Origin of the sequence: Micromonospora sp. NRRL B-16802 (assembly GCF_001279555.1) — a bacterium.
Classification (GTDB): Bacteria; Actinomycetota; Actinomycetes; order Mycobacteriales; family Micromonosporaceae; genus Micromonospora; species Micromonospora profundi.
This window is the reverse complement of record NZ_LGEB01000061.1, coordinates 52,955-73,017: the sequence shown is the minus strand read 5'-3', so window position 1 is coordinate 73,017 and position 20,063 is coordinate 52,955. Positions and strand designations below refer to the sequence as shown.

Genomic DNA, 20,063 nt, shown 5'->3' with positions numbered 1-20,063 from the left:
TCTGGGTCGGGGAAGCGGGGGGTTGTACTCCCCTACCCTTCGCGGTGTCGCCGCCAAACGGTACGGGCCCCGACCAAACGTGAATCATCCCATACGCCCGACCGAAAACGACTTTGTCCGGTGGCGCACCCATCGCCCGGTCAGCCCTGGCTCGGCCTGGGCTGACCGAACGGTCGTCAGAACCCCAGTTTGCGCAGCTGCTTCGGGTCGCGCTGCCAGTCCTTCGCAACGCGGACGTGCAGGTCCAGATAGACGCGCGTGCCCAGCAACTCCTCGATCTGCCGGCGGGCGGTGGTGCCAACCTCCTTGAGCCGGCTCGCCTTGTGACCGAGCACGATCGCCTTCTGGCTGGGCCGCTCCACATACAGGTCGGCGTAGATCTTCGTGAGCCGGCCCTCGGGGATCATCTCCTCCACCACCACGGCGATGGAGTGCGGCAGTTCGTCACGGACCCCCTCCAGGGCCGCCTCCCGGATCAGTTCCGCGACAAGCACCTGCTCCGGATCGTCGGTGAGCATGTCGTCGGGGTAGAGCTGCGGCGACGGCGGCAGATAGCTCGTCATCACGTCGACGAGCGTGTCCACCTGGTGCCCGGAGACGGCGCTCACCGGCACGATCTCGGCGAACTCCCCCATCTCGCTTACCGCGAGCAACTGCTCGGCCAGCCGACGCTTGTCGACCAGGTCGGTCTTGGTGACCACCGCGAGCACTGTCGCCTTCAACTCGGCAAGCTCACCGCTGATGAACCGGTCACCGCGACCCACCGGCTCGTCGGCCGGGATGCACAGACCGATCACGTCGACCTCCGTCCACGTGGACCGGACCAGGTCGTTGAGACGCTCACCCAGCAACGTCCGGGGACGGTGCAGACCCGGCGTGTCGACGAGCACCAGCTGCGACTCCGGCCGGTGCAGCACCGCCCGGATGACGTGGCGGGTGGTCTGCGGCTTGTTCGAGGTGATCGCGATCTTGGTGCCGACGATGGCGTTCGTCAGCGTGGACTTGCCCGCGTTGGGCCGGCCCACGAAACAGCCGAACCCTGCCCGGTACGGGCGCGGCTCGGGATCCCGTACGGAGCTCACTCGGTCACCGTGCCCAACACGGTGCCGTCCGGCGCGGCCACGTGGATCGGCGCATCCACAGCGAGGTCACGTACCGCGGCGTGCCCGGCACCGTCAAGCGTGGACGCCTCGGTCACCACCGCAGCCGCCTCCAGCCGGCTCGCCCCGGCCGCCACAGCCGACGCCACAGCCAACTGGAGTGCGGTGAGCGTCAGCGACGGCAACGCGACGCTGGCCGCCGCGTACGTCCGGCCGTCCTGGTCCCGGACCGCGGCACCTTCCACGGCACCGACCCGCCCACGGGCTCCCCGGGCCAGGACGACGAGCTTGCCGTCCTCGGCACTCAGCGGCGCCGGTGCGGCGGGGGTGGGCCGGGCGGCGGGCGCGGCGGGTGTGTCAGGCATCGGCGGGTTGCCTCTCCTCGTCTCGATAATGATCTGGGTCGTCCCCGGGGCCGGCCTGCTGGCCGCGCCCCGCGGTGTCCTGCTCGTCACCCGACTCCACCTTGCTGACCAGGACGGTGTCGATCCGGTTGCGTCGGCCCGTGGTGCCCTCGGCGATCAGCCGGAGGCCGGCCACCTCGGCCTGCGCTCCGGGGATCGGCACCCGCCCCAGTGACTGGGCGAGCAGACCGCCGACCGTCTCCACCTCGTCCGTGGGCAGGTCGGTGTCGAACATCTCGCCCAGGTTCTCCACAGGCAGGCGGGCTGTGACCCGCACCGAGGATTCCCCGAGGCGTTCGACCGGCGGGCGTTCGACATCGTACTCGTCGGTGATCTCACCGACGATCTCCTCAAGGATGTCCTCGATGGTGACCAGGCCGCCGGTGCCGCCGTATTCGTCGACCACGATGACCAGGTGGTTACGGGCCGCCTGCATCTCCGAGAGAAGGTCGTCGACAGGCTTGGACTCCGGCACGAAGGTCGCCGGGCGCATCAGCTCGGCCACCGGCAGCTGCTCGGCGTCCGGGTCGCCGCCTCGGGACCGGCGGATCAGGTCCTTGAGGTAGAGCACGCCCAGCACGTCGTCGACGCTCTCCCCGATCACCGGGATGCGGGAGAACCCGGACCGCAGGAAGAGCGCCAGCGCCTGCTCGAGGGTCTTGCCCTCCTCGATCCACACCATCTCGGTACGCGGAACCATCACCTCCCGGGCGATGGTGTCGCCGAGCGCGAAGACCGAGTGGATCATTTGGCGTTCACCGTGCTCGACGACACCGCGCTGCTCGGCGAGGTCGACAAGCTCACGCAGCTCCACCTGACTGGCGAACGGCCCCTCGGGGAAACCGCGCCCCGGGGTGACCGCGTTGCCGATCAGGATCAGCAGCGACGCCAGCGGGTTGAGCGCACGGCCCAGCCAGCGGACCAGCGGCGCCGCCGCACGCCCCACGGCGTACGCGTGCTGCCGGCCGATGGTGCGCGGAGCGACACCGACCACCACGAAGCTGACCACTGCCATCGCGCCGGCGGTGACAAGCGCGGCACGCCAGCCGGCGCCGAAGCTGTCCACAGCGACCAACGCCACGAGCGTCGTCGCGGTCAGCTCGGCGAGAAGCCGCAGCAGCAGGAGCAGGTTGAGGTGCCGGACGACGTCGCCGGCCACGACCTGGAGGGTGCGGGCACCGCGTACGCCGTCACGGGCCAGCTCGGCTGCCCGCGCCGGGGAGACAGCGGCGAGCGCCGCCTCGGTCATCGCGATCACACCGGCAAGCACCACAAGGCCGGCCGCGAAGAAGATCAGTTGCAGGTCGGGAAGGCCGGCGGCAGGGCCGACCGCAAGGAACGAAGTGGACATCACTGGTTGCGGGTCGACCGCCAGCTCGCCAGCAGTCGGGCCTGGAGCGCGAACATCTCCCGCTCCTCCTCCGGCTCGGCGTGGTCGTAGCCGAGCAGGTGCAGCACCCCGTGCACGGTGAGCAGGTGCAACTCGTCGGCCGTGGCATGCCCGGCGGTCGCCGCCTGCTTGGCCGCGACCTCCGGGCAGAGCACGATGTCACCGAGCAGCGCCGGCTCGCCGCCTGCGGGGGCGGTCTCGCCCGGGCCGTGGTCGACGCTTCCCTCGTCCATCGGGAAGGCGAGCACGTCGGTCGGGCCGTCGCCACCCATCCAGCGGTGGTTCAGCTCGGTCATGTAGTCGATGTCGACAAGCAGCACCGACAACTCAGCGAGGGGGTTGACCCCCATCTCGTCGAGGGCGTGCCTGGCGACAGCGAGCACGGCGTCGGTGTCGACCTCGGCACCGGACTCGTTGGCGATCTCGATGGACAACTGCTTTCCTCTGCTTTAGCGGCGGCGGCCGGCACGGCCGCCCTGGGCAGGTCGCCCGGGTACGGCATGAACGGCCTGCGCCTGCTGGGTTTCCCGCTCGGCATCCCAGCGGGCGTACGCGTCGACGATCTCCCCCACCAGCCGGTGGCGGACCACGTCGGAGCTGGACAACTGGGAGAAGTGCACGTCCTCGACGTTTTCCAGGATCTCCCGAACCACCCGCAGGCCGCTGCTCGTCCCGCCGGGAAGGTCCACCTGGGTGATGTCACCGGTCACGACGATCTTGGAGTTGAAGCCGAGCCGGGTGAGGAACATCTTCATCTGCTCGGGCGTCGTGTTCTGCGCCTCGTCCAGGATGATGAACGCGTCGTTGAGCGTACGGCCACGCATGTAGGCAAGTGGCGCGACCTCGATCGTGCCGGCGGCCATCAGCTTCGGGATCGACTCCGGGTCGAGCATGTCGTGCAGCGCGTCGTACAGCGGCCGCAGGTACGGGTCGATCTTCTCGTTGAGCGTGCCGGGCAGGAAGCCCAGCCGCTCCCCCGCCTCGACCGCCGGCCGGGTCAGGATGATCCGGTTGACCTGCTTGGCCTGCAACGCCTGGACGGCCTTCGCCATCGCCAGGTAGGTCTTGCCGGTGCCGGCCGGGCCGATGCCGAAGACGATGGTGTGCGAGTCGATCGCGTCGACGTAGCGCTTCTGCCCGAGCGTCTTGGGACGGATGGTGCGGCCGCGACGGGAGAGGATGTCGAGGGTCAGGACCTCGGCGGGCCGCTCGGCGCTGCCCTGCTCGAGCATGCCGACGGTACGCCGGACGGCGTCTGTGGTCAGGGTCTCGCCTTTCTCGATGAGTTCGAGCAGCTCACTGAAGACCCGCTCAGCAAGGGCGTTGTCGGCGGGAGCGCCGGTGATGGTGATCTCGTTGCCCCGCACGTGCACGTCACTCGTGACCGAACGCTCGACGAGTCGCAGGATCTCATCGCCCGCGCCGAGCAGATTGACCATGATCTTGGGGTCGGGCACGGTGATCCTGGTCTGCACCCGGGGAGCGCCGGGAGGTGGGGTGCCGGTCATAAGTTGGGCCGAAGGGCCCTGCGCACCTGCTCTCGATCTCGGGCGCCGGCCCTGCTGGCACGGCGTGCGGACGTTGGAGCCATCGTATCCGTTCAACGCGGAGCGCATCGCGCCCATTTCCGCTGGCCGCGATCAACCGCCGGCACGGAAGTCGTACCTGTCGAAGGTCTCCTGATGGCGGGTGAACCGGTAGGTCGCCCAGTGCATCCGGACCACCGTTCCGGCGTCGTCCCGGGTCAGCCTCAACAGCTCACCCACCTCCCGGCCCGACACGGTCCGGAACACGTCCGGCCGGTCCGGCAACGGGGCGAAGACCGCAGGTGGGCGCCCCGCCGGGTCGCCTGCCCCGCGCGCCCGCAGTGTGCCGTCGTGCCAGGAGAAGACGTACTCGAAGCCCTCGCCCCACCAGCGACCCAGCACACCTCGCAGGGCCGCCGGGGCGGGTGCGCCGGGCCGCCAGGGCTCGATCTCGGCCGGGTCGTGCTCGACGGCCTCGGCGAGCAGCCGGTGCGGCAGGTCGAGCAGTTCCGTCGCCGTTCCGGAGGAGCCGAGCACGGCGGCGCCCATCGCGCCTGGTGTGCCGTCGCCGCCCCGGCGGCCGTACACGGCTGCCAGGAACCCGGGCATCGCGCCGTCGTGCCCCACGTGCACCACCCGCTCGCCCTGCGGGATGAGGATCAGCCCGAGCCCGAAGCCGGCAGCCCAGAGCGTCTCGTCGGTAGTGGTAAGCGGCCAGCGCATCTCGTCGAGGGTGCCCGGGGCGAGCACCGCACCGGAAGGGTCGAGCGCCGCCGGGTCGGCGAGGAACGCCGCCCAGCGGGCCATGTCGGTAGCGGTGCTCCAGAGCTGGGCGGCGGGGCCGACCGCGCCGAAGTCGGTCGGCGGCTCGGGGTGGGCCTCGTCGGAGTACGCGTCGACAAGGAACCCTGTCGCTGCCGCCTCCAGGGGCGTCACCGTGGTGTCGGTGAGCCCGAGCGGCGTCAGTACCCGCTCGGTGAGCACCTCCGCCCAACTGCCGCCGCGCAGCCGGGCGACAAGCAGGCCGAGTACGGCCATCCCGAGGTTTGAGTAGTGGAACCGGCGGCCCGACGGCAGGACACGCTCGGCCCGGGCCAGCTCGGCCACCAGCCGCTCCGCGTCGGGTGCGGCCAAGGTGTCCCAGACGTCACCGAACGGCTCACGTTGCAGGCCACCGGTGTGCGACAGCAGCCGTCGTACGGTCAGCTCACCGTGCGCGGGCAGCTCCAGGTGCCGACCGACCGGATCATCCAGGTCGAGCAGGCCGTCGTCGCGGCACTGGAGGGTGAGCACCGCCGTGAAGGTCTTGGTGACCGAGCCGATCCGGAACTGGGTACGCGGCCCCAGCGCGCTGTCGGTGCCGGTGCCGCCGACGGTGCGGGTCCACAGCGGCCGGTCGACCCTGTGCAGCGCGGCCGACACCGCAGGCACCCGGGCATCGGCCTGCACCCGCCGGACCAGCCGGTCCAACCGGTCGTGCGCGCCGGGGCCGGATGTCACGCCAGGCTCCGCGCGAGCATCGGGCCGAGCGGCGCACCGCCGAGCAGGTGCGCGTGCACGTGGAACACCTCCTGCCCGCCGTACGTCCCGGTGTTGAACATCAGCCGGAATCCGTCGCCGAGCAGGCCCTCGTCCTCGGCCACCGCGGCGGCCGTGGCCAGCACCTCACCGGCCAGCCCGGGGTCGCCCTGCCCCAGGGTGGCGACGTCGGCGTAGTGCTCCTTCGGAATGACGAGTACGTGCACCGGCGCCTTCGGATCGATGTCACGGAAGGCGAGCGTCGTGGCGGTTTCCCGGACCACTGTGGCCGGGATCTCCCCGGCGACGATGCGGCAGAACAGGCAGTCGGATCCCATCGGGGCAGTGTAAGGAAGGGGCCGCTCGGGGCACACGGGGCTCCTGGGGCAGGATGGCCGCCATGACGGCTCGGGCGGTACTGGTGACCGGTTCTTCGCGTGGCATCGGCAGGGCGGTGGCGACGGCGTTCGCGGCCGGCGGCGACCGGGTGGCGATCCACCACCGCGACTCCGCCGCCGCGGCCGAGGAACTGCGCGCGCAACTACCGGGTACGGGGCACGTGGTGGTCCGCGCGGACCTCACCGACCCGGACGCCGTCCGGGCCATGGTCGACCGGGCCGCCGAGCAGCTCGGCGGGCTGGACGTCCTGGTCAACAACGCCGGGATGTACGGCGACCGGGACGACCCGCACCCGATCTTCGGCACCTCCTACGAGGAGTGGCAGCGGCGCTGGCGGCAGGTGCTGGAGACCAACCTGACAGGCGCCGGCAACGTCACCTGGTGCGCCGCCCAGCACATGCGCGAGCGCGGCGGTCGGATCGTCAACGTGTCGTCGCGGGGCGCGTTCCGGGGCGAGCCGCACCAGCCGGCGTACGGTGCCAGCAAGGCAGGGCTGAACGCGCTGGGTCAGTCCCTCGCCGTGGCGCTCGCGCCGTACGGGATCGCCGTCGCCACCGTCGCGCCGGGTTTCGTGGCGACCGACATGACCACCGAGCACCTTCGCGGCGAGAGCGGCGCGGCGATCCGGGCGCAGAGCCCGTTCGACCGGGTGGCCCGGCCGGAGGAGATCGCCGCGGCCGTGCACTGGCTGGCGTCGCCGGAGGCGGAGTGGGCCTCGGGCACCATCATCGACCTCAACGGCGCGTCCTACCTGCGCAGCTGACCAACCCGGCCACTGACCGGCAGGCGCCGAGCTACTCCACCTGCTGCCCTTCGGGTGTGAAGGTCGGGCTACCAGCGGCCGAGGCGTGTGGCGAGCACACTGAGCGCGGCCACGCCCGCGGTGGAGGTGCGCAGCACCTCCGCACCTAGCCGTACCGGTCGGCCGCCGGCTGCCCGGAACGCTGTCAGCTCGGCGGAATCGATGCCGCCTTCCGGGCCGACGACAAGCACGATCTCCCCGACGCTGGGCAGGTCGGCGGTGGTGAGCCGTTCCTCGGCCTCCTCGTGCAGGACGAACCCGGCGGCGGCACCGGCGATCCGGCGGGCCACCGTCGCCGTGGACTCGTCCGGCGCCCCGGCCACGACCGGCAACCAGGGTCGGCGTGCCTGCTTGGCTGCCTCCCGCGCGGTGGCCACCCACTTCTCCCGGGCGCGTACGCCCCGGTCGCCACGCCACTGGGTCACCGAACGGGACGCCGCCCAGGGCACGATCTCGTCCACACCGACCTCGGTCATCGCCTGCACTGCCAGCTCACCTCGGTCGCCCTTGGCGATGCCCTGCACTGTCACCAGCCGGGGTACGGGCGCGTCCGCGTACCCCCGGGAGGTGACGGCGACCTCCAGGACGCCCCTGCCGACGGCGGTGACCACGGCGGCGGCCGTGCCGCCTCGACCGTCGGCGAGCAGCAACTCCTCGCCGACGCGCAGCCGCTGCACTGTGGCGGCGTGGTGCCCCTCCGGGCCGTCCAGGATCAGCGCGTCGCCGGTGGGCAGCGCCTCGACCAGGAACAGCGGCGCGGACACCTCAGGCGTGCCCGTTGAACGCGTCGCGCATCCGGGAGAAGAAGCCGCCCTGCTTGGTCAGCTCGGCGACCTCCTCACCCCGGGTCTTGGCGAAGTCGCGCAGCATTCGCTCCTGGTCCGGGTCGAGCTTGGTCGGCGTCCGGACGTCGAGGTGCACGTAGAGGTCGCCCCGGCCGGTGCCGCGCAGGTGCGGCACACCACGGGCGCGCAACCGCAGCGTGCTGGCCGGCTGGGTGCCGGCCTTGACGTCGACGGTCTCCTCGCTGTCGAGGGTCTTGATGGTGAGGCGGGTGCCCAGGGCGGCGGCGGTCATCGGCACGGTGACCCGGCAGTGCAGGTCGTCACCCTTGCGCGAGTAGACGTCGTGTGGCCGCTCGTGGATCTCGACGTAGAGGTCACCGGCGGTGCCACCGCCGGGGCCGACCTCACCCTGCTGGGCGAGGCGAATCCGCATGCCGTCCTCGACGCCGGCCGGGATCTTGACGGTCAGCGAGCGTCGGGTACGCACCCGGCCGTCGCCGGCGCAGGTGGGGCAGGGGTGCGGGATCGTGGTGCCGTAGCCCTGGCAGACGGTGCACGGCCGGGCGGAGACCACCTGGCCGAGGAAGGTGCGCTGCACCGACTGCACCTCGCCCCGACCGGCGCACGCCTCGCAGGTGGCCAGGTGGGTGCCGGCTGCCGTGCCGGCGCCCGAGCAGGTGGTGCAGAGCACAGCCGTGTCGACGGTGATCGGGGCCTCGACGCCGAACGCCGTCTCGTGCAGGTCCAGTTCGAGTCGCAGGATCGCGTCGGAGCCCGGACGGGTCCGTGGGCGGGGGCCACGGGCACCGCCCGCCGCGCCGCCGAAGAACGCGTCCATGATGTCCTGGAATCCGACGAACGGGCCGGCCCCGCCCGGGCCACCCGGACCGCCGGCGCCACCGCCGCCCGGGGCGAGCGGGTCGCCACCCAGGTCGACGATCTGCCGCTTGCGGTCGTCCGAGAGGACCTCGTACGCGGCGTTGATGTCCTTGAACTTCTCCTGAGCCTCCGGGTCCGGATTGACGTCCGGGTGGAACTGGCGCGCCAACTTGCGGTAGGCGCGCTTGATCTCGTCATCGGAGGCTTCCCGGCTGACACCGAGGATGCCGTAGTAGTCCCTGGCCACTGCGTTCCGTGTCCTCATGTTCGTCTCGCGTTGCGCCGACCGGCGGCCGCAGCCGGCCGTCGGCCCTGACTTGTCAGTTCTGGGCCAGCAGCTCGCCCACGTAGCGTGCCACGGCGCGCACCGTGGCGATGGTGCCGGGGTAGTCCATCCGGGTCGGCCCCAGCACCCCGAGACCGCCGACGATTGTGCTGCCCGGGCCGTATCCCGTGCTCACCACCGAGGCGGCGCGCAGGTTGTCGAACTCGTTCTCGTCGCCGATCAGCACCCGGGTCGTGCTCGGCTCGGTCTCGCCGATGAGCTTGAGCAGCACGACCTCCTCTTCCAGGGCTTCGAGGATCGGCCTCAGTGAGCCCTGGAAGTCGAGCAGGCCGCCCCGGGTGAGGTTTGCGGTGCCGGCAAGCGCGATGCGTTCCTCGTGCCGCTCGACGAGCGTCTCCAGCAGGACGGAGGCGAGGGTGGCCATTGCCGGACGCAGCTCGGCCGGCACCTCCTCGACCAGCGCCTGCACCAGCGGCGGGGTGTCGGACAGCCGCTCACCGGCGAGCTTTTCGTTGATCATCCGGCGCAGGTCGGTGACGTCGTCGGCGGGCACCGGACCGGGCAGCTCCACGAGCCGCTGCTCGACACGGCCGGTGTCGGCGATCATGACGAGCATCAGCCGGGTGGTGGAGATCGGCACCAGTTCGAGGTGCCGCACCGAGGAGCGGGCCAGGCTCGGGTACTGCACGACGGCCACCTGGCGGGTCAGCTGGGCGAGCAGCCGGACTGTGCGGTGCACCACGTCATCGAGGTCGACAGCGCCCACAAGGAACCGCTCGATGGCCCGGCGCTCGGCCGGGCTGAGCGGCTTGACGCGGGACAGCCTGTCGACGAACAGCCGGTAGCCACGGTCGGTGGGCACCCGCCCGGCGCTGGTGTGCGGCTGCCGGATGTAGCCCTCTTCCTCCAGCACGGCCATGTCGTTGCGGACCGTGGCCGGGGAGACACCGAGCTGGTGACGCTCGACCAGCGCCTTGCTGCCGACCGGCTCCTGCGTGGAGACGTAGTCCTCGACGATGGCGCGGAGCACGGCGAGCTTCCGGTCGTCCAGACCCATCCTCCGCACCTCCTGTCGCACGTCGGCCACCGACCCGAACGGGGCCGGTGGGCCGCCTGGCACTCGACTGTAACGAGTGCCAGTCTACGTCGGCGCGCCCGCCGACGCGATGATCAAGGGCGTCGCTGTTCGTACCCTGTTGGCCGTTCAGCCTGTCGGCTCGGCGGTGTCGCTCTGGTGCGGCGTTGCCCGCCACCCCTACCGTGACACCATGACTGAACCACCTCGCCCACCCGGCGCGGGAGACCCTGGCGGCTATCCGCCGGAGCCGACCTCCCCGCCGGCGGCCCCCGGCTCGCCCTACTCGGCCGAGCCGCCCACCGCACCACTGTCCGGGGCACCTGGCTCGGGCGGCTATCCCCCGGCCGGCGGTTATCCGCCGCCCACCGGTGACCAACCGCCGTCAGGTGGCTACCCTCCGCCGGGTGGGTATCCCCCGCCCGGCGACTATCCCCCAGGTGGCGGCTATCCCCCGCCCGGTGGCTACCCGCCGGGTGGCCCCACCGGCGGCTATCCGACGGGCGGCGCATACGGCGCCCCCGGCGGCGGCTACGCCAACAACGAGGACAAGACCTGGGCGCTTGTCGCGCACTTCGGCGGTGCCGCCGGCGCGCTGATCAGCTTCGGTCCGCTGGGCTTCGTGGCCCCGCTCATCGCCTACCTGGTCCGCGGCAACCAGTCGCCGACCGTACGGGCGCAGGCCCTGGCCGCGCTCAACTTCCAGATCCTCTGGTCGATCATCGCGTTCGTGCTGCTCTTCGTGAGCTGGTGCCTGCTCTTCCTGCCCAGCATCGCGGTAGTGGTGATCCAGATCCTGTTCGGGATCATCGCCGGCATGAAGGCCAACGAGGGCGCGTCCTACCGCTACCCGATGTCGGCCAACTTCATCAAGTGATCCGGGCCGGCCGCTCCCCCGGCCGGTCCGGCGCACCGTCGCCGGCCGGGGCAGCGCGTCGGCCGGGGCAGCGCGTCGGCCGGGGCAGCGCGTCGGCCGGGGCGGCGCGCCGGTTCTTTCAGGGCAGCAGGTCACGGACCACGGCGTCGGCGAGCAGCCGGCCGCGCAGGGTGAGCACCGCCCGACCGGCCGCGTAGTCGTCGGCGGTCAGCAGTCCGTCGGCAAGCGCACGGTCGGCGCCGGCCCGGCCTGCGGCGTCGAGCACCGACAGCGGCAGGCCGCTTGCCAGCCGCAGCCGCAGCATCACGTCCTCCATGTGCGCCTCGTCGGCGGTGAGCACCTCACGGGCCAGGCCGGGTGACTCGCCGGCGGCCAACCGCTGGGCGTACGTCGTGGGGTGCTTCACGTTCCACCAGCGCACTCCGCCGACGTGACTGTGCGCTCCGGGGCCGAGCCCCCACCAGTCCGCGCCGGTCCAGTACAGCAGGTTGTGCCGGCACCGGGCGTCGTCGGTGCGGGCCCAGTTGGACACCTCGTACCAGGACAGGCCGGCCGCGTCGAGGGCGGCCTCCGCGGCCAGGTAGCGGTCCGCTGCCACGTCGTCACTTGGGTACGCCAGCTCGCCGCGCCGCATCCGCGCGGCCAGTCGGGTGCCGTCCTCCACGATGAGGGCGTACGCGCTGACGTGGTCCACCCCGGCGGCCACGACCTGCTCCAGCGAGGCGGCGAAGTCCTCGGCCCGCTCCCCCGGCGTGCCGTAGATCAGGTCCAGGTTGACGTGCTCGAAGCCGGCGTCGCGGGCTTCCAGGGCTGCGGCGGTGGCCCGGCCGGCGCTGTGTTTGCGGTCCAGGATCGCCAGCACGCCCGGGGAGGCGGACTGCATGCCCAGCGAGATCCGGGTGTAGCCGGCGTTGCGCAGCAGCTTCAACGATTCCGGGGTGACCGATTCCGGGTTGGCCTCGGTGCTCACCTCGGCGTCGGCGGCCAGCCCCCAGGTGCGGTCGATGCCGTCCAGGATGCGGGCCAGGTCGTCGGCGGGCAGCAGGGTGGGCGTGCCGCCGCCGACGAAGACCGTGTCGACCCGGGGCGGCGGGCTGTCGCCGAGCACCCGGGCGGCGAGCGCCAACTCGGCGAGCACAGTGTCGGCGTAACCCTCGCGGCTGGCCCCTCCGCCCAGCTCGGCGGCCGTGTACGTGTTGAAGTCGCAGTAGCCGCAGCGGCTGGCGCAGAACGGGACGTGCACGTACACGCCGAAACCGCGCGCACCGACAGCGCTGGTGACGGTGGCGGGCAGAGATCCGTCGACGGGGACGGTCTCACCATCTGGAAGGACGCCGGGCATGGCCACTAGTGTGCCCGGCATGACCTCTCCCGACGTCCTCGTGCGTGTCGCCACGGCCCGTGGGGTGACCACCCTCACCCTCGACAGTCCGCACAACCGCAACGCGCTCTCCACGGCTCTGATGACCCAGTTGCTGACCGGCCTGGCCGACGCGGTCGCGGACGACACGGTTCGGGTGATCGTGCTCGACCACACCGGGCCGGTCTTCTGCTCCGGGGCGGATCTCAAGGAGACCGCCATGGCGTACGCCAGTGGGACGGTGCCCGCGGCGATGCTCGGCGACGTGCTCACCGCCCTGTGGGAGTGCCCGAAGCCGGTGCTGGCAAAGGTCTCCGGTCCGGCCCGGGCGGGCGGGCTGGGTCTGATCGCGGCCGCCGACCTGGCGGTGTGCGCCGAGGAGGCGACGTTCGCCTTCACCGAGGTACGGATCGGCGTGATCCCTGCGGTGATCTCGGCGACTGTGCTGCCCCGGCTGCACCCGCGTGCCGCCGCCGAGCTGTACCTGACCGGCGACACCTTCGACGGCCGGCGGGCCGCCGAGATCGGCCTGGTCACGGCTGCCGTGCCGGCCGACGATCTGGACGCCTCGGTGGCCCGGTACTGCGACTCGCTCGTGCGCGGCGCGCCCCGGGCGCTGGCCGGGGCGAAGGACCTGCTGCGCCGGCCGGGCACCGCCGAGCTGCGCGACGAGCTGGCCCGCCTCTCCGCCCTGTCGACGGGCTTCTTCCTCTCCGACGAGGGACGCGAGGGGATCATGGCCTTCCGGGAGAAGCGGGACGCCGCCTGGGTGCCGGCCGCCGAGTAGCGGTTTGTCCTGGTGAACGCGGGGAACGTCACTTCGACGTTCTCCACTCCGGGGCGGGAACCGGTCGGACGGCCCGGACGGCCCGGACGGCGTCAACGGGGACGTACGCTTGTCGGACTGTCGAATCTGGGGGTGTGAGTGCGGACTCGGGCAGCCGTGTCGGGTGGTGTGGTGCTCATCCTCGTCGCCGTGATCGCGATCTGGGTCGTGGTCCGGCAGGCCGGGGATCGACTGCGGCTGCCGCTGGCGGGCCGGACCTGCACGGTCCAGGCCGACGGCCGGGTCGTGCTTGACGCCGACCAGATGGCCAACGCGGCGACGATCGCGGCGATCGGCGCCCAGCGCGGGATGCCCGAGCGGGCCGTGGTGGTCGCGCTGGCAACCGCGTACCAGGAGTCGGGGCTGCGCAACCTCGCCGACGGTGACCGCGACTCGGTGGGCCTGTTCCAGCAGCGCCCGAGCCAGGGTTGGGGCACTCCGGCGCAGATCCGGGACCAGCGCTACGCGGCGAACCGTTTCTACGCGGCGCTGAAGAAGGTGCGCGGCTGGGAGGAGATGCGGGTCACCGACGCCGCCCAGCGGGTGCAGCGCTCGGCGTTTCCCGAGGCTTACCAGAAGTGGGCCGACGAGTCCGAGGTGCTCAGCAAGGCGCTGCTCGGCGACGTCACGAGCGCGGTGGCCTGCACTGTCGGGCGTACCCCGGTGATGTTCGGCGCGGCGGCGGCCGCGCAGCTGACCCGCAACCTGGTGTTGGACTGGGGTGTATCGGGCACCGACCCGGCGGACCAGATCGGGCTGACGGTGACGGCGGGCGACCAGCGTGACGGCTGGCGGTACGCGCACTGGCTGGTGTCGCACGCCCAGGACCACGGCGTGAAGCGGGTCCGCTTCGGCGACCAGGAGTGGACGGCCCGCAACGGCACCTGGGGTCGGACGTCCGGCGAGCAGGGCCCGACCGGTCAGGTCGTGGCCGAGGTGTTCACCGAGGGGTGAGTTCCCGGATCTCTTTACCGGCAGTGACCGCACAATCGGGCAAATCCCCGCAATACCTGCTGCCGGCAACGCCAATGTGACTCTCGGCACCCACCTCGCTGCAAGCCGTCCGGGCGCCGGTGCACTTCCCGTCGCTCGCCCTCCCACCGCCGGGACACCCGCGTTACGATCGGCGGCCTGTGCCAGAAACAGATTCACCTCATGGGGAGGGGTACGACGCGGTGTTCGATTACGGCGACCGGACCGGCTACGAACCGATCAGCGACACTGACCGCAAGGAGTTCCATGAGCAGGGGTTCCTCCTGCTGCGCAACGTCCTGACGGAGGACCACCGGGCGGCGCTGGAGGCGGCGGTCGACCGCGTCTACGCGGAGGAGCAGGCCAAGGGCACCACCAAGAAGGACGGCACCCTGCACCTGCTGGGCTTCCTGGAGCGCGACGAGCTCTTCGGTGAGCTGCTCACCCACCCGATCGCCTTCCCGTACATGTGGGGGCTGGCCGGCTGGAACATCTACACCCACCACAACCACCTGGACGTCACCCCGCCGGCCGCCGAGCCGGAGAAGCCGTACTGGGGTTGGCACCAGGACGGGTACCGCCAGAACTCCGACCCGGAGACGATGGACCCGAACCTGCCCCGGCCGATGTTCTCGCTCAAGGTCGCGTACGTGCTCTCCGACCTCTCCGAGACCGGCCGCGGCGCCACCAAGGTCATCCCGGGCAGCCACCTGTGGAACTCGCTGGACCGGCCCAAGGACCTGAGCGTGCACAACCCCGATCCGGAGGGCACGGTGGAGATCACCGCCAACCCGGGCGACGCCTTCATCTTCGACCGCCGGCAGTGGCACTCGCGGTCGACGAACCTGTCGACGATCACGCGCAAGATGCTGTTCGTCGGCTACACCTACCGGTGGATCCGTCCGCTTGACGAGCTGCACCCCGACGTGAACGGCGAGTGGTACCAGAACCGCACCCCGGTGCAGCGCCAGCTGATCGGCGAGGGCACCCACACCGCCAACTACTGGGGCATCAACTGGGACGGGTACGTCGACGACGAGATCCCGCTGCGCAAGGAGCTCAAGGAGCGCGGTCTGCTCGACCGCAGCGTCCCCTGGCTCCGCTGACGACGTAAGGAAGGGCCCCCTGTTATCGCTTTTTGCATAACAGGGGGCCCTTCCTTACAACTGCGGCCGCCGCCACACTGGCGGACGTGCGTCAGCCGCGCGAGGCGAGGCGGCGGCGGACCTTTTCCAGGATCGGCTCCGGCAGGTCGTCCGCGTCCAGCACGCGGGGCAGCAGCTCCGGCTCCAGGCTTGTCGCCCGGAACACCTCGCCGATTGTCACCCCGTGCGCGGGCCGCTCCACCACCTCCACCGGGTCACCGGCGCCGACCTCACCGTCGCGCAGCACCCGCAGGTACGCCCCCGGCGTGGCCCGCACCGTGAATCGCCGGATCAGATCCGGCACGCCCCAGAATCCGGCGAAGGTGGTACAGGGCGTCCGAGGCTTGGTGACCTGGAGCAGGGCGGAGCCGACCTGCCACTTCTCGCCGATCACCGCGCCCGTCACGTCGACCGCGTACGTGGACAGGTTCTCACCGAAGCCACCCGGCCCGATGGCACGGCCCAGGTCGGCCGCCCACCACGCGGCGTCCTCCTCCGCGTAGGCGTAGACCGCCTGGTCGGGGCCACCGTGATGGGCCCGCTCGGCGATGAAGTCGCCGGCCACCCCGTCGACACTGATCAACACAGGCCCGTCGACCGGACGCTTGTCGATGCCGCTGCGACCGCTCGCGTCGCCGGCCCATGCCGCCTCGGTCACGATGCCGAGGTTCACCGCTGCCACCCTGCCCGTCATGGCCGCCAGCCTAGTGGCGGTCCGGCCACGGCCAGATCCGGCGGCACGGGGTCAGCCCTTGACGGCTCCGGCCACCAGACCGGAGACCATTCGCCGCTGCACCAGCAGGAAGAAGATGATGACCGGCAGGGTGAACAGGGTGGAGGCGGCCATGACCGGACCCCAGTTGGTGTCGTCGCGACCGAAGAAGAACGTCATCGCCACCGGCAGCGTGTAGCGGCTCTGGTCGTTGATGAACGTCAACGCGAAGATCAGCTCGTTCCACGCGGTGATGAACGAGAAGATGCTGGTGGCCACCAGGCCGGGCGCGACGAGCGGGAACAGCACGAGCCGGAACGTCTGTGCCCGGCTGGCCCCGTCGATGGCCGCCGCCTCCTCCAACTCCTTGGGGACCGCGGCGACGAAGCCGCGCAGCATCCAGACCGCGAACGGCAGCGAGAAGCCCAGGTACGTGAGGATCAGGCTGGGCAGCGTGTTGTAGAGCCCGAGCCGCTGGATCATCAGGAAGAGCGGGATGACGAGCGCTTCCAGCGGGATCATCTGCACCACCAGCAGCATGATCAGGAAGCTGGTCCGCAGCTTGAACCGGAAGCGGGCCACCGCGGTCGCGGCGAGCAGGGCGACCAGGCCACTGAGCAGCACCGTCGCGACCGCCACCAGCGCGCTGTTGAGGAAGAAGTCGAGGAAGCTCACGCCGGGGATGAGGTTGCCGGTCAGGATCTCCCGGTAGTGCGCGAGCGTCGGATGGGCCGGCACCGGCTGCGGGGTGGACGAGAAGATCTCGCTGCTCGGCTTGAGCGAGGTGGAGATCATCCAGTAGACCGGGAAGGCCGCGAAGAGCGCGACCAGCAGCCCGGCGCCGTTCAGGGCGATCTTTTTCACGACTCGTCCTCCTGCCTGAGCACCATCCGTACGTAGAAGCCGGTGACGACGAGCAGGATCAGCGTGAGGATCACCGCGATGGCCGCGCCGAGGCCGTACTTCGGAGGTGGTGAGAACGCCTCGGCGTACGAGTAGATGGAGAGCATGAACGTCGGCCGGTCCTGGGTGCCGCCGGCCAACACGAACTGCTGGGTGAAGACCTTGAAGTCCCAGATGGTGGAGAGCACGATCAGGATCCCGAAGACCGGGCGCAGCAGCGGGAACGTGATCTTCCAGAAGACCCGCCACGGGCTCGCGCCGTCCACCCGGGCCGCCTCGTGCAGCTCACTCGGCACGCTCTTCAGGCCGGCGAGCACGCTCACCGCGATGAACGGGAACGAGTGCCAGACCACCACAAGGGTGAGGATGGCGAAGAACAGCAGCGGCGAGTTGAACCAGCCGTAGCCGGTCCAGTCACTGCGGCCGAACAGGGCGTTGGAGAGCCCGTCCGGCAGCGCGTTGAACAGCCAGGTGACCAGGCCACTCGTATCGTCGAAGATCCACTTCCAGACGATGGTGCCGGTCAACGCCGGGGTGGCCCACGCCAGCATCACGCAACTGGCCACGAAGGTGGCCATCTTTCGGCCGAGCCGGTTGAGCAGCAGCCCGACAAGGGTGCCGAGCACCATCGTGAGCAGCACGTTTGCCGCCGCGAACAGGACGGTGTTGCGCAGCACCGTCAGGAAGAACGGATCGGTGAGGATCTCGATGTAGTTGCCGAGACCCACCCAGGGCCACTCCCGGTCGCCGCGCAACTGCCGCACGCTGTTGAGCCGGTAGAAGGACATCGTCACCACCTGGCCGAGCGGCCAGAGCAGCAACACCCCGATGATCACCAGGGCGGGCAGGAGCAGCAGGTAGGGCAGGCGGTCCACCCGGCGACGCCGCCGCGCGGGGGTCTCCCGCGCGGCGGACGTCTCCGAGGTCTTCGTCAGGAGGCTCACTTGCTGTTCAGAATGCCTTCCATCTCGGCGGCCGCGTCGGCGGTGGCCTTCTCGACCGTCTTCTGGCCCTTCATGACCGAGCTGTTCATCGCCTGGGTCACCGTCTTGGTCCGGCTGACCTCCACCCACTTCGGGGTGAGCGGCGTGAGCTTGGTGTTCTGCATTGTGGTGGCGAACGCGGCCATCACCTTGTCGTTGGCGTACGTGTCACCGGCGACCAGATCCTGGTAGACCGGGAAGAAGCCGAGGCTGCTCGCGAAGCTCTGCGCGTTCTTCTTGTTCAGCAGCACCGTCAGGTAGTCCCAGGCCAGGTCCTGACGCTCGCTGTCCTTCCAGATCGCCACGTCCGAGCCACCTGCGAAGGCGGGCGCGGCCTTGCCGTCCGGGCCGGGGATCGGGAACGTACCCCAGACCTTCTCGATCTCGGGGTTGTCCTTCTTGATGGCGGCCTGCTGCCAGCTGCCGGCGAAGGCCATCGCGGCTTTACCGGTGGCGAACTGGGTACGCGCGTCGATCTCGTTCCAACCGGCCGCGGCCGGTGGGGCCACCTTGTGGACCGTCACCAGGTCGGTCCAGAACTTCACGGCCCGCTGCGCCTCGGGAGTGGTGTAGCCGGACTTCCAGGCGCCGCCCTGGTTGCTGGCGATCTCGCCACCGGCACCCCAGAGGAACGAGTAGAAGGGCAGCTCGGAGTTGCCCGGCAGGGCGATGCCGTAGGTGCCCTTCTTCTTCGCCTGCACGGCCTTGGCCACGCTGACCAGGTCGTCCCAGGTCTTCGGCGGCTGCACGCCCGCTTCGGCGAACCAGTCGGTGCGGTAGTAGATCGCTCGCACGCCCGCGTACCAGGGCACGCCGTACTGCTTGCCGTCGAGCTGCGCGTTCTTCACGAGGTCGGGCAGCAGGTCCTTGCCCTCTGCCCAGCCGCCCATCCGGCCGCTGACGTCGGCGAGCGCTTCCTGGGCCGCCCAGCCCTGAGTCTCGGTGTTGCCCAACTCGGTGATGTCCGGTCCCTCACCGCCGGCGAGCGCCGCCTGGAACTTCTTGGGCGCTTCGAGCCAGGGGATGTACTGCACCACCACGTCGGTGTCGGGGTGCTTCTGCCGGAACTCCGCCTCGACCGAGTCGAGGAAGGCGTTCTGCGCGTCGCCGCCCTCGCCCATCATCCATACCGTGAGCTTGCTGTCGTCGGCCGCGTCCTCGCCGGAGCCTCCGCAGCCGGTCAGCACCATCGCGACCGAGGCCACCACGGCGGTGACCGGGGCCAGCCGTTTCCACCTGTTCACGCCACTTCTCCCCTCGCGCCGCCTGGAACTAACCTTCTCCGCCGCACCTTAGTACGAAGAATTCCTTTACGACAGTGGGCAGACCGGCGAAGCGTGGCGACGGTACCGCAGCACATCGACGGGGAGAGCCGTGGTGCCGGGGCGAACTCGGGCACTCCACCACGAAAGAACGCCCGGCCGGGGGCCGGGCGTTCTTTCGTAGTACGGCTGATGCGAGGTTGTTACCGGCTGGCGCGCTCGTAACCGGCTGGCACTCGCTGCCGGCTGGCGCCGCGTGGCTCGTTACCGGGTGACGCTGCGGCGGCGACCCACGCCGGCGACGAGCGCGACGGCGATGGCTGCGACGACCACCTGCACCAGCAGCTCGGCCCAGTCGATGCCGGCGGTCTCGGTCGCGATACCGATCGCCCGCGCCAGCACCGTGCCCAGCAGGGCCGCGCCGACACCGATCAGCAGGTGCAGCCAGATCGGCATGTTCTGCCGGCCCGGGACGACCAGGCGGCCGAGCGCTCCGACGATGAGACCAACAACGATGGCGGTGATGATGCCCCACACGGTGAGCTCCACGGTCGCTCTCCTTCTAAGAATGTCTGACACACAGATGTGTGTGCTTCCTGTCGTGACCGCTAAGTTCCCGACTGCCCGAAAACTCAAACCGACTTCGATGCGCGCGGGCGGCCGCCGAAGACGCTTTGATCAACACGGGATTCATGAGATCGGGGTGTCCCGGTGCCGGGGACACCCCGATTTCACGGATGCCGAGTCGATCACCGAGTGGAGTCGAGGGATTGGCCCCCGACGGGCAGCAACGCCGATGGGCGCCCGACCTGTCGGCCGGGCGCCCATCGAAGGTTGCTGTGGTACGCGGTGGTGCTTG

General features: G+C 70.6%; 21 protein-coding genes. 5 read left to right on the top strand and 16 right to left on the bottom strand.

Annotated features, from left to right (window positions below; translation table 11 throughout):
* Positions 1 to 176: 176 nt before the first annotated feature.
* The 7 genes from era to ADK66_RS16245 all read right to left on the bottom strand — a co-directional run bounded on the left by era (position 177) and on the right by ADK66_RS16245 (position 6,276).
* On the bottom strand, positions 177 to 1,082 hold the full coding sequence (gene era, locus ADK66_RS16275; protein WP_053656118.1) for a GTPase Era: 906 nt from the start codon (positions 1,080 to 1,082) through the stop codon (positions 177 to 179).
* Positions 1,079 to 1,465 carry a hypothetical protein gene (locus tag ADK66_RS16270; RefSeq protein ID WP_053656116.1) on the bottom strand — a complete coding sequence of 129 codons (387 nt, stop codon included), beginning with the start codon at positions 1,463 to 1,465 and terminating at the stop codon, positions 1,079 to 1,081. The genes era and ADK66_RS16270 overlap by 4 nt, the downstream gene beginning before the upstream one ends.
* Complete coding sequence (locus tag ADK66_RS16265) at positions 1,458 to 2,879, bottom strand: hemolysin family protein (RefSeq protein WP_053656114.1); 1,422 nt, start codon at positions 2,877 to 2,879, stop codon at positions 1,458 to 1,460. The genes ADK66_RS16270 and ADK66_RS16265 overlap by 8 nt, the downstream gene beginning before the upstream one ends.
* On the bottom strand, positions 2,855 to 3,328 hold the full coding sequence (ybeY, locus tag ADK66_RS16260) for an rRNA maturation RNase YbeY (RefSeq protein ID WP_053656112.1): 474 nt from the start codon (positions 3,326 to 3,328) through the stop codon (positions 2,855 to 2,857). Before ybeY ends, ADK66_RS16265 begins: the two co-directional genes overlap by 25 nt.
* 15 nt (positions 3,329 to 3,343) lie before the next feature.
* The gene (locus ADK66_RS16255; protein WP_053656110.1) at positions 3,344 to 4,402 is read right to left on the bottom strand and encodes a PhoH family protein; all 1,059 of its coding nucleotides are present in this window, start codon (positions 4,400 to 4,402) and stop codon (positions 3,344 to 3,346) included.
* A gap of 132 nt (positions 4,403 to 4,534) precedes the next feature.
* Positions 4,535 to 5,920, bottom strand: coding sequence for a serine hydrolase (locus ADK66_RS16250; RefSeq protein WP_053656108.1), 1,386 nt, complete (start codon positions 5,918 to 5,920; stop codon positions 4,535 to 4,537).
* Positions 5,917 to 6,276, bottom strand: coding sequence for a histidine triad nucleotide-binding protein (locus ADK66_RS16245; RefSeq protein WP_053656106.1), 360 nt, complete (start codon positions 6,274 to 6,276; stop codon positions 5,917 to 5,919). The genes ADK66_RS16250 and ADK66_RS16245 overlap by 4 nt, the downstream gene beginning before the upstream one ends.
* A gap of 62 nt (positions 6,277 to 6,338) precedes the next feature.
* On the opposite strand from ADK66_RS16245, the gene ADK66_RS16240 reads away from it, so the two are divergent.
* Positions 6,339 to 7,100, top strand: coding sequence for an SDR family NAD(P)-dependent oxidoreductase (locus ADK66_RS16240; RefSeq protein ID WP_053656105.1), 762 nt, complete (start codon positions 6,339 to 6,341; stop codon positions 7,098 to 7,100).
* A gap of 68 nt (positions 7,101 to 7,168) precedes the next feature.
* On the opposite strand, the gene ADK66_RS16235 is transcribed toward ADK66_RS16240, so the two are convergent.
* The 3 genes from ADK66_RS16235 to hrcA form a co-directional block, all read right to left on the bottom strand.
* A complete protein-coding gene (locus ADK66_RS16235; RefSeq protein WP_053656103.1) occupies positions 7,169 to 7,903 on the bottom strand; it encodes a 16S rRNA (uracil(1498)-N(3))-methyltransferase in 735 nt (244 codons plus the stop codon).
* A gap of 1 nt (position 7,904) precedes the next feature.
* Complete coding sequence (gene dnaJ, locus ADK66_RS16230) at positions 7,905 to 9,050, bottom strand: molecular chaperone DnaJ (protein WP_197281542.1); 1,146 nt, start codon at positions 9,048 to 9,050, stop codon at positions 7,905 to 7,907.
* 73 nt (positions 9,051 to 9,123) lie between these two features.
* Entirely contained in the window at positions 9,124 to 10,146 is a 1,023-nt protein-coding gene (gene hrcA / locus ADK66_RS16225) for a heat-inducible transcriptional repressor HrcA (RefSeq protein ID WP_053656155.1), read from the bottom strand.
* 211 nt (positions 10,147 to 10,357) lie between these two features.
* Between hrcA and ADK66_RS16220 the strand changes: the two genes are divergently transcribed.
* Positions 10,358 to 11,041: a DUF4870 domain-containing protein gene (locus ADK66_RS16220; protein WP_053656153.1), complete on the top strand. Its 684-nt coding sequence runs from the start codon at positions 10,358 to 10,360 to the stop codon at positions 11,039 to 11,041.
* Between the two features lie 118 nt (positions 11,042 to 11,159).
* Here the strand turns inward: ADK66_RS16220 and hemW are convergent, their stop codons facing one another.
* Positions 11,160 to 12,383: a radical SAM family heme chaperone HemW gene (gene hemW, locus ADK66_RS16215; RefSeq protein ID WP_197281541.1), complete on the bottom strand. Its 1,224-nt coding sequence runs from the start codon at positions 12,381 to 12,383 to the stop codon at positions 11,160 to 11,162.
* Positions 12,384 to 12,402: 19 nt separating this feature from the next.
* Between hemW and ADK66_RS16210 the strand changes: the two genes are divergently transcribed.
* The 3 genes from ADK66_RS16210 (at position 12,403) to ADK66_RS16200 (ending at position 15,305) form a co-directional block, all read left to right on the top strand.
* Entirely contained in the window at positions 12,403 to 13,188 is a 786-nt protein-coding gene (locus ADK66_RS16210; RefSeq protein ID WP_053656097.1) for an enoyl-CoA hydratase family protein, read from the top strand.
* A gap of 138 nt (positions 13,189 to 13,326) precedes the next feature.
* Positions 13,327 to 14,181, top strand: coding sequence for a hypothetical protein (locus ADK66_RS16205; RefSeq protein ID WP_053656095.1), 855 nt, complete (start codon positions 13,327 to 13,329; stop codon positions 14,179 to 14,181).
* 221 nt (positions 14,182 to 14,402) lie between these two features.
* Positions 14,403 to 15,305, top strand: a complete 903-nt coding sequence (locus tag ADK66_RS16200) for a phytanoyl-CoA dioxygenase family protein (RefSeq protein ID WP_053656093.1) — start codon at positions 14,403 to 14,405, stop codon at positions 15,303 to 15,305.
* Positions 15,306 to 15,396: 91 nt separating this feature from the next.
* Here the strand turns inward: ADK66_RS16200 and ADK66_RS16195 are convergent, their stop codons facing one another.
* From ADK66_RS16195 to ADK66_RS16175, 5 genes are all read right to left on the bottom strand, one after another.
* The gene (locus ADK66_RS16195) at positions 15,397 to 16,038 is read right to left on the bottom strand and encodes an MOSC domain-containing protein (protein ID WP_053656091.1); all 642 of its coding nucleotides are present in this window, start codon (positions 16,036 to 16,038) and stop codon (positions 15,397 to 15,399) included.
* Between the two features lie 51 nt (positions 16,039 to 16,089).
* Positions 16,090 to 16,920, bottom strand: a complete 831-nt coding sequence (locus ADK66_RS16190) for a carbohydrate ABC transporter permease (RefSeq protein WP_053656089.1) — start codon at positions 16,918 to 16,920, stop codon at positions 16,090 to 16,092.
* Entirely contained in the window at positions 16,917 to 17,903 is a 987-nt protein-coding gene (locus tag ADK66_RS16185) for a carbohydrate ABC transporter permease (protein WP_053656087.1), read from the bottom strand. The genes ADK66_RS16190 and ADK66_RS16185 overlap by 4 nt, the downstream gene beginning before the upstream one ends.
* Positions 17,900 to 19,186, bottom strand: coding sequence for a sugar ABC transporter substrate-binding protein (locus tag ADK66_RS16180; RefSeq protein ID WP_053656085.1), 1,287 nt, complete (start codon positions 19,184 to 19,186; stop codon positions 17,900 to 17,902). The genes ADK66_RS16185 and ADK66_RS16180 overlap by 4 nt, the downstream gene beginning before the upstream one ends.
* A gap of 282 nt (positions 19,187 to 19,468) precedes the next feature.
* Complete coding sequence (locus tag ADK66_RS16175; protein WP_053656083.1) at positions 19,469 to 19,753, bottom strand: GlsB/YeaQ/YmgE family stress response membrane protein; 285 nt, start codon at positions 19,751 to 19,753, stop codon at positions 19,469 to 19,471.
* Positions 19,754 to 20,063 lie beyond the last annotated feature (310 nt).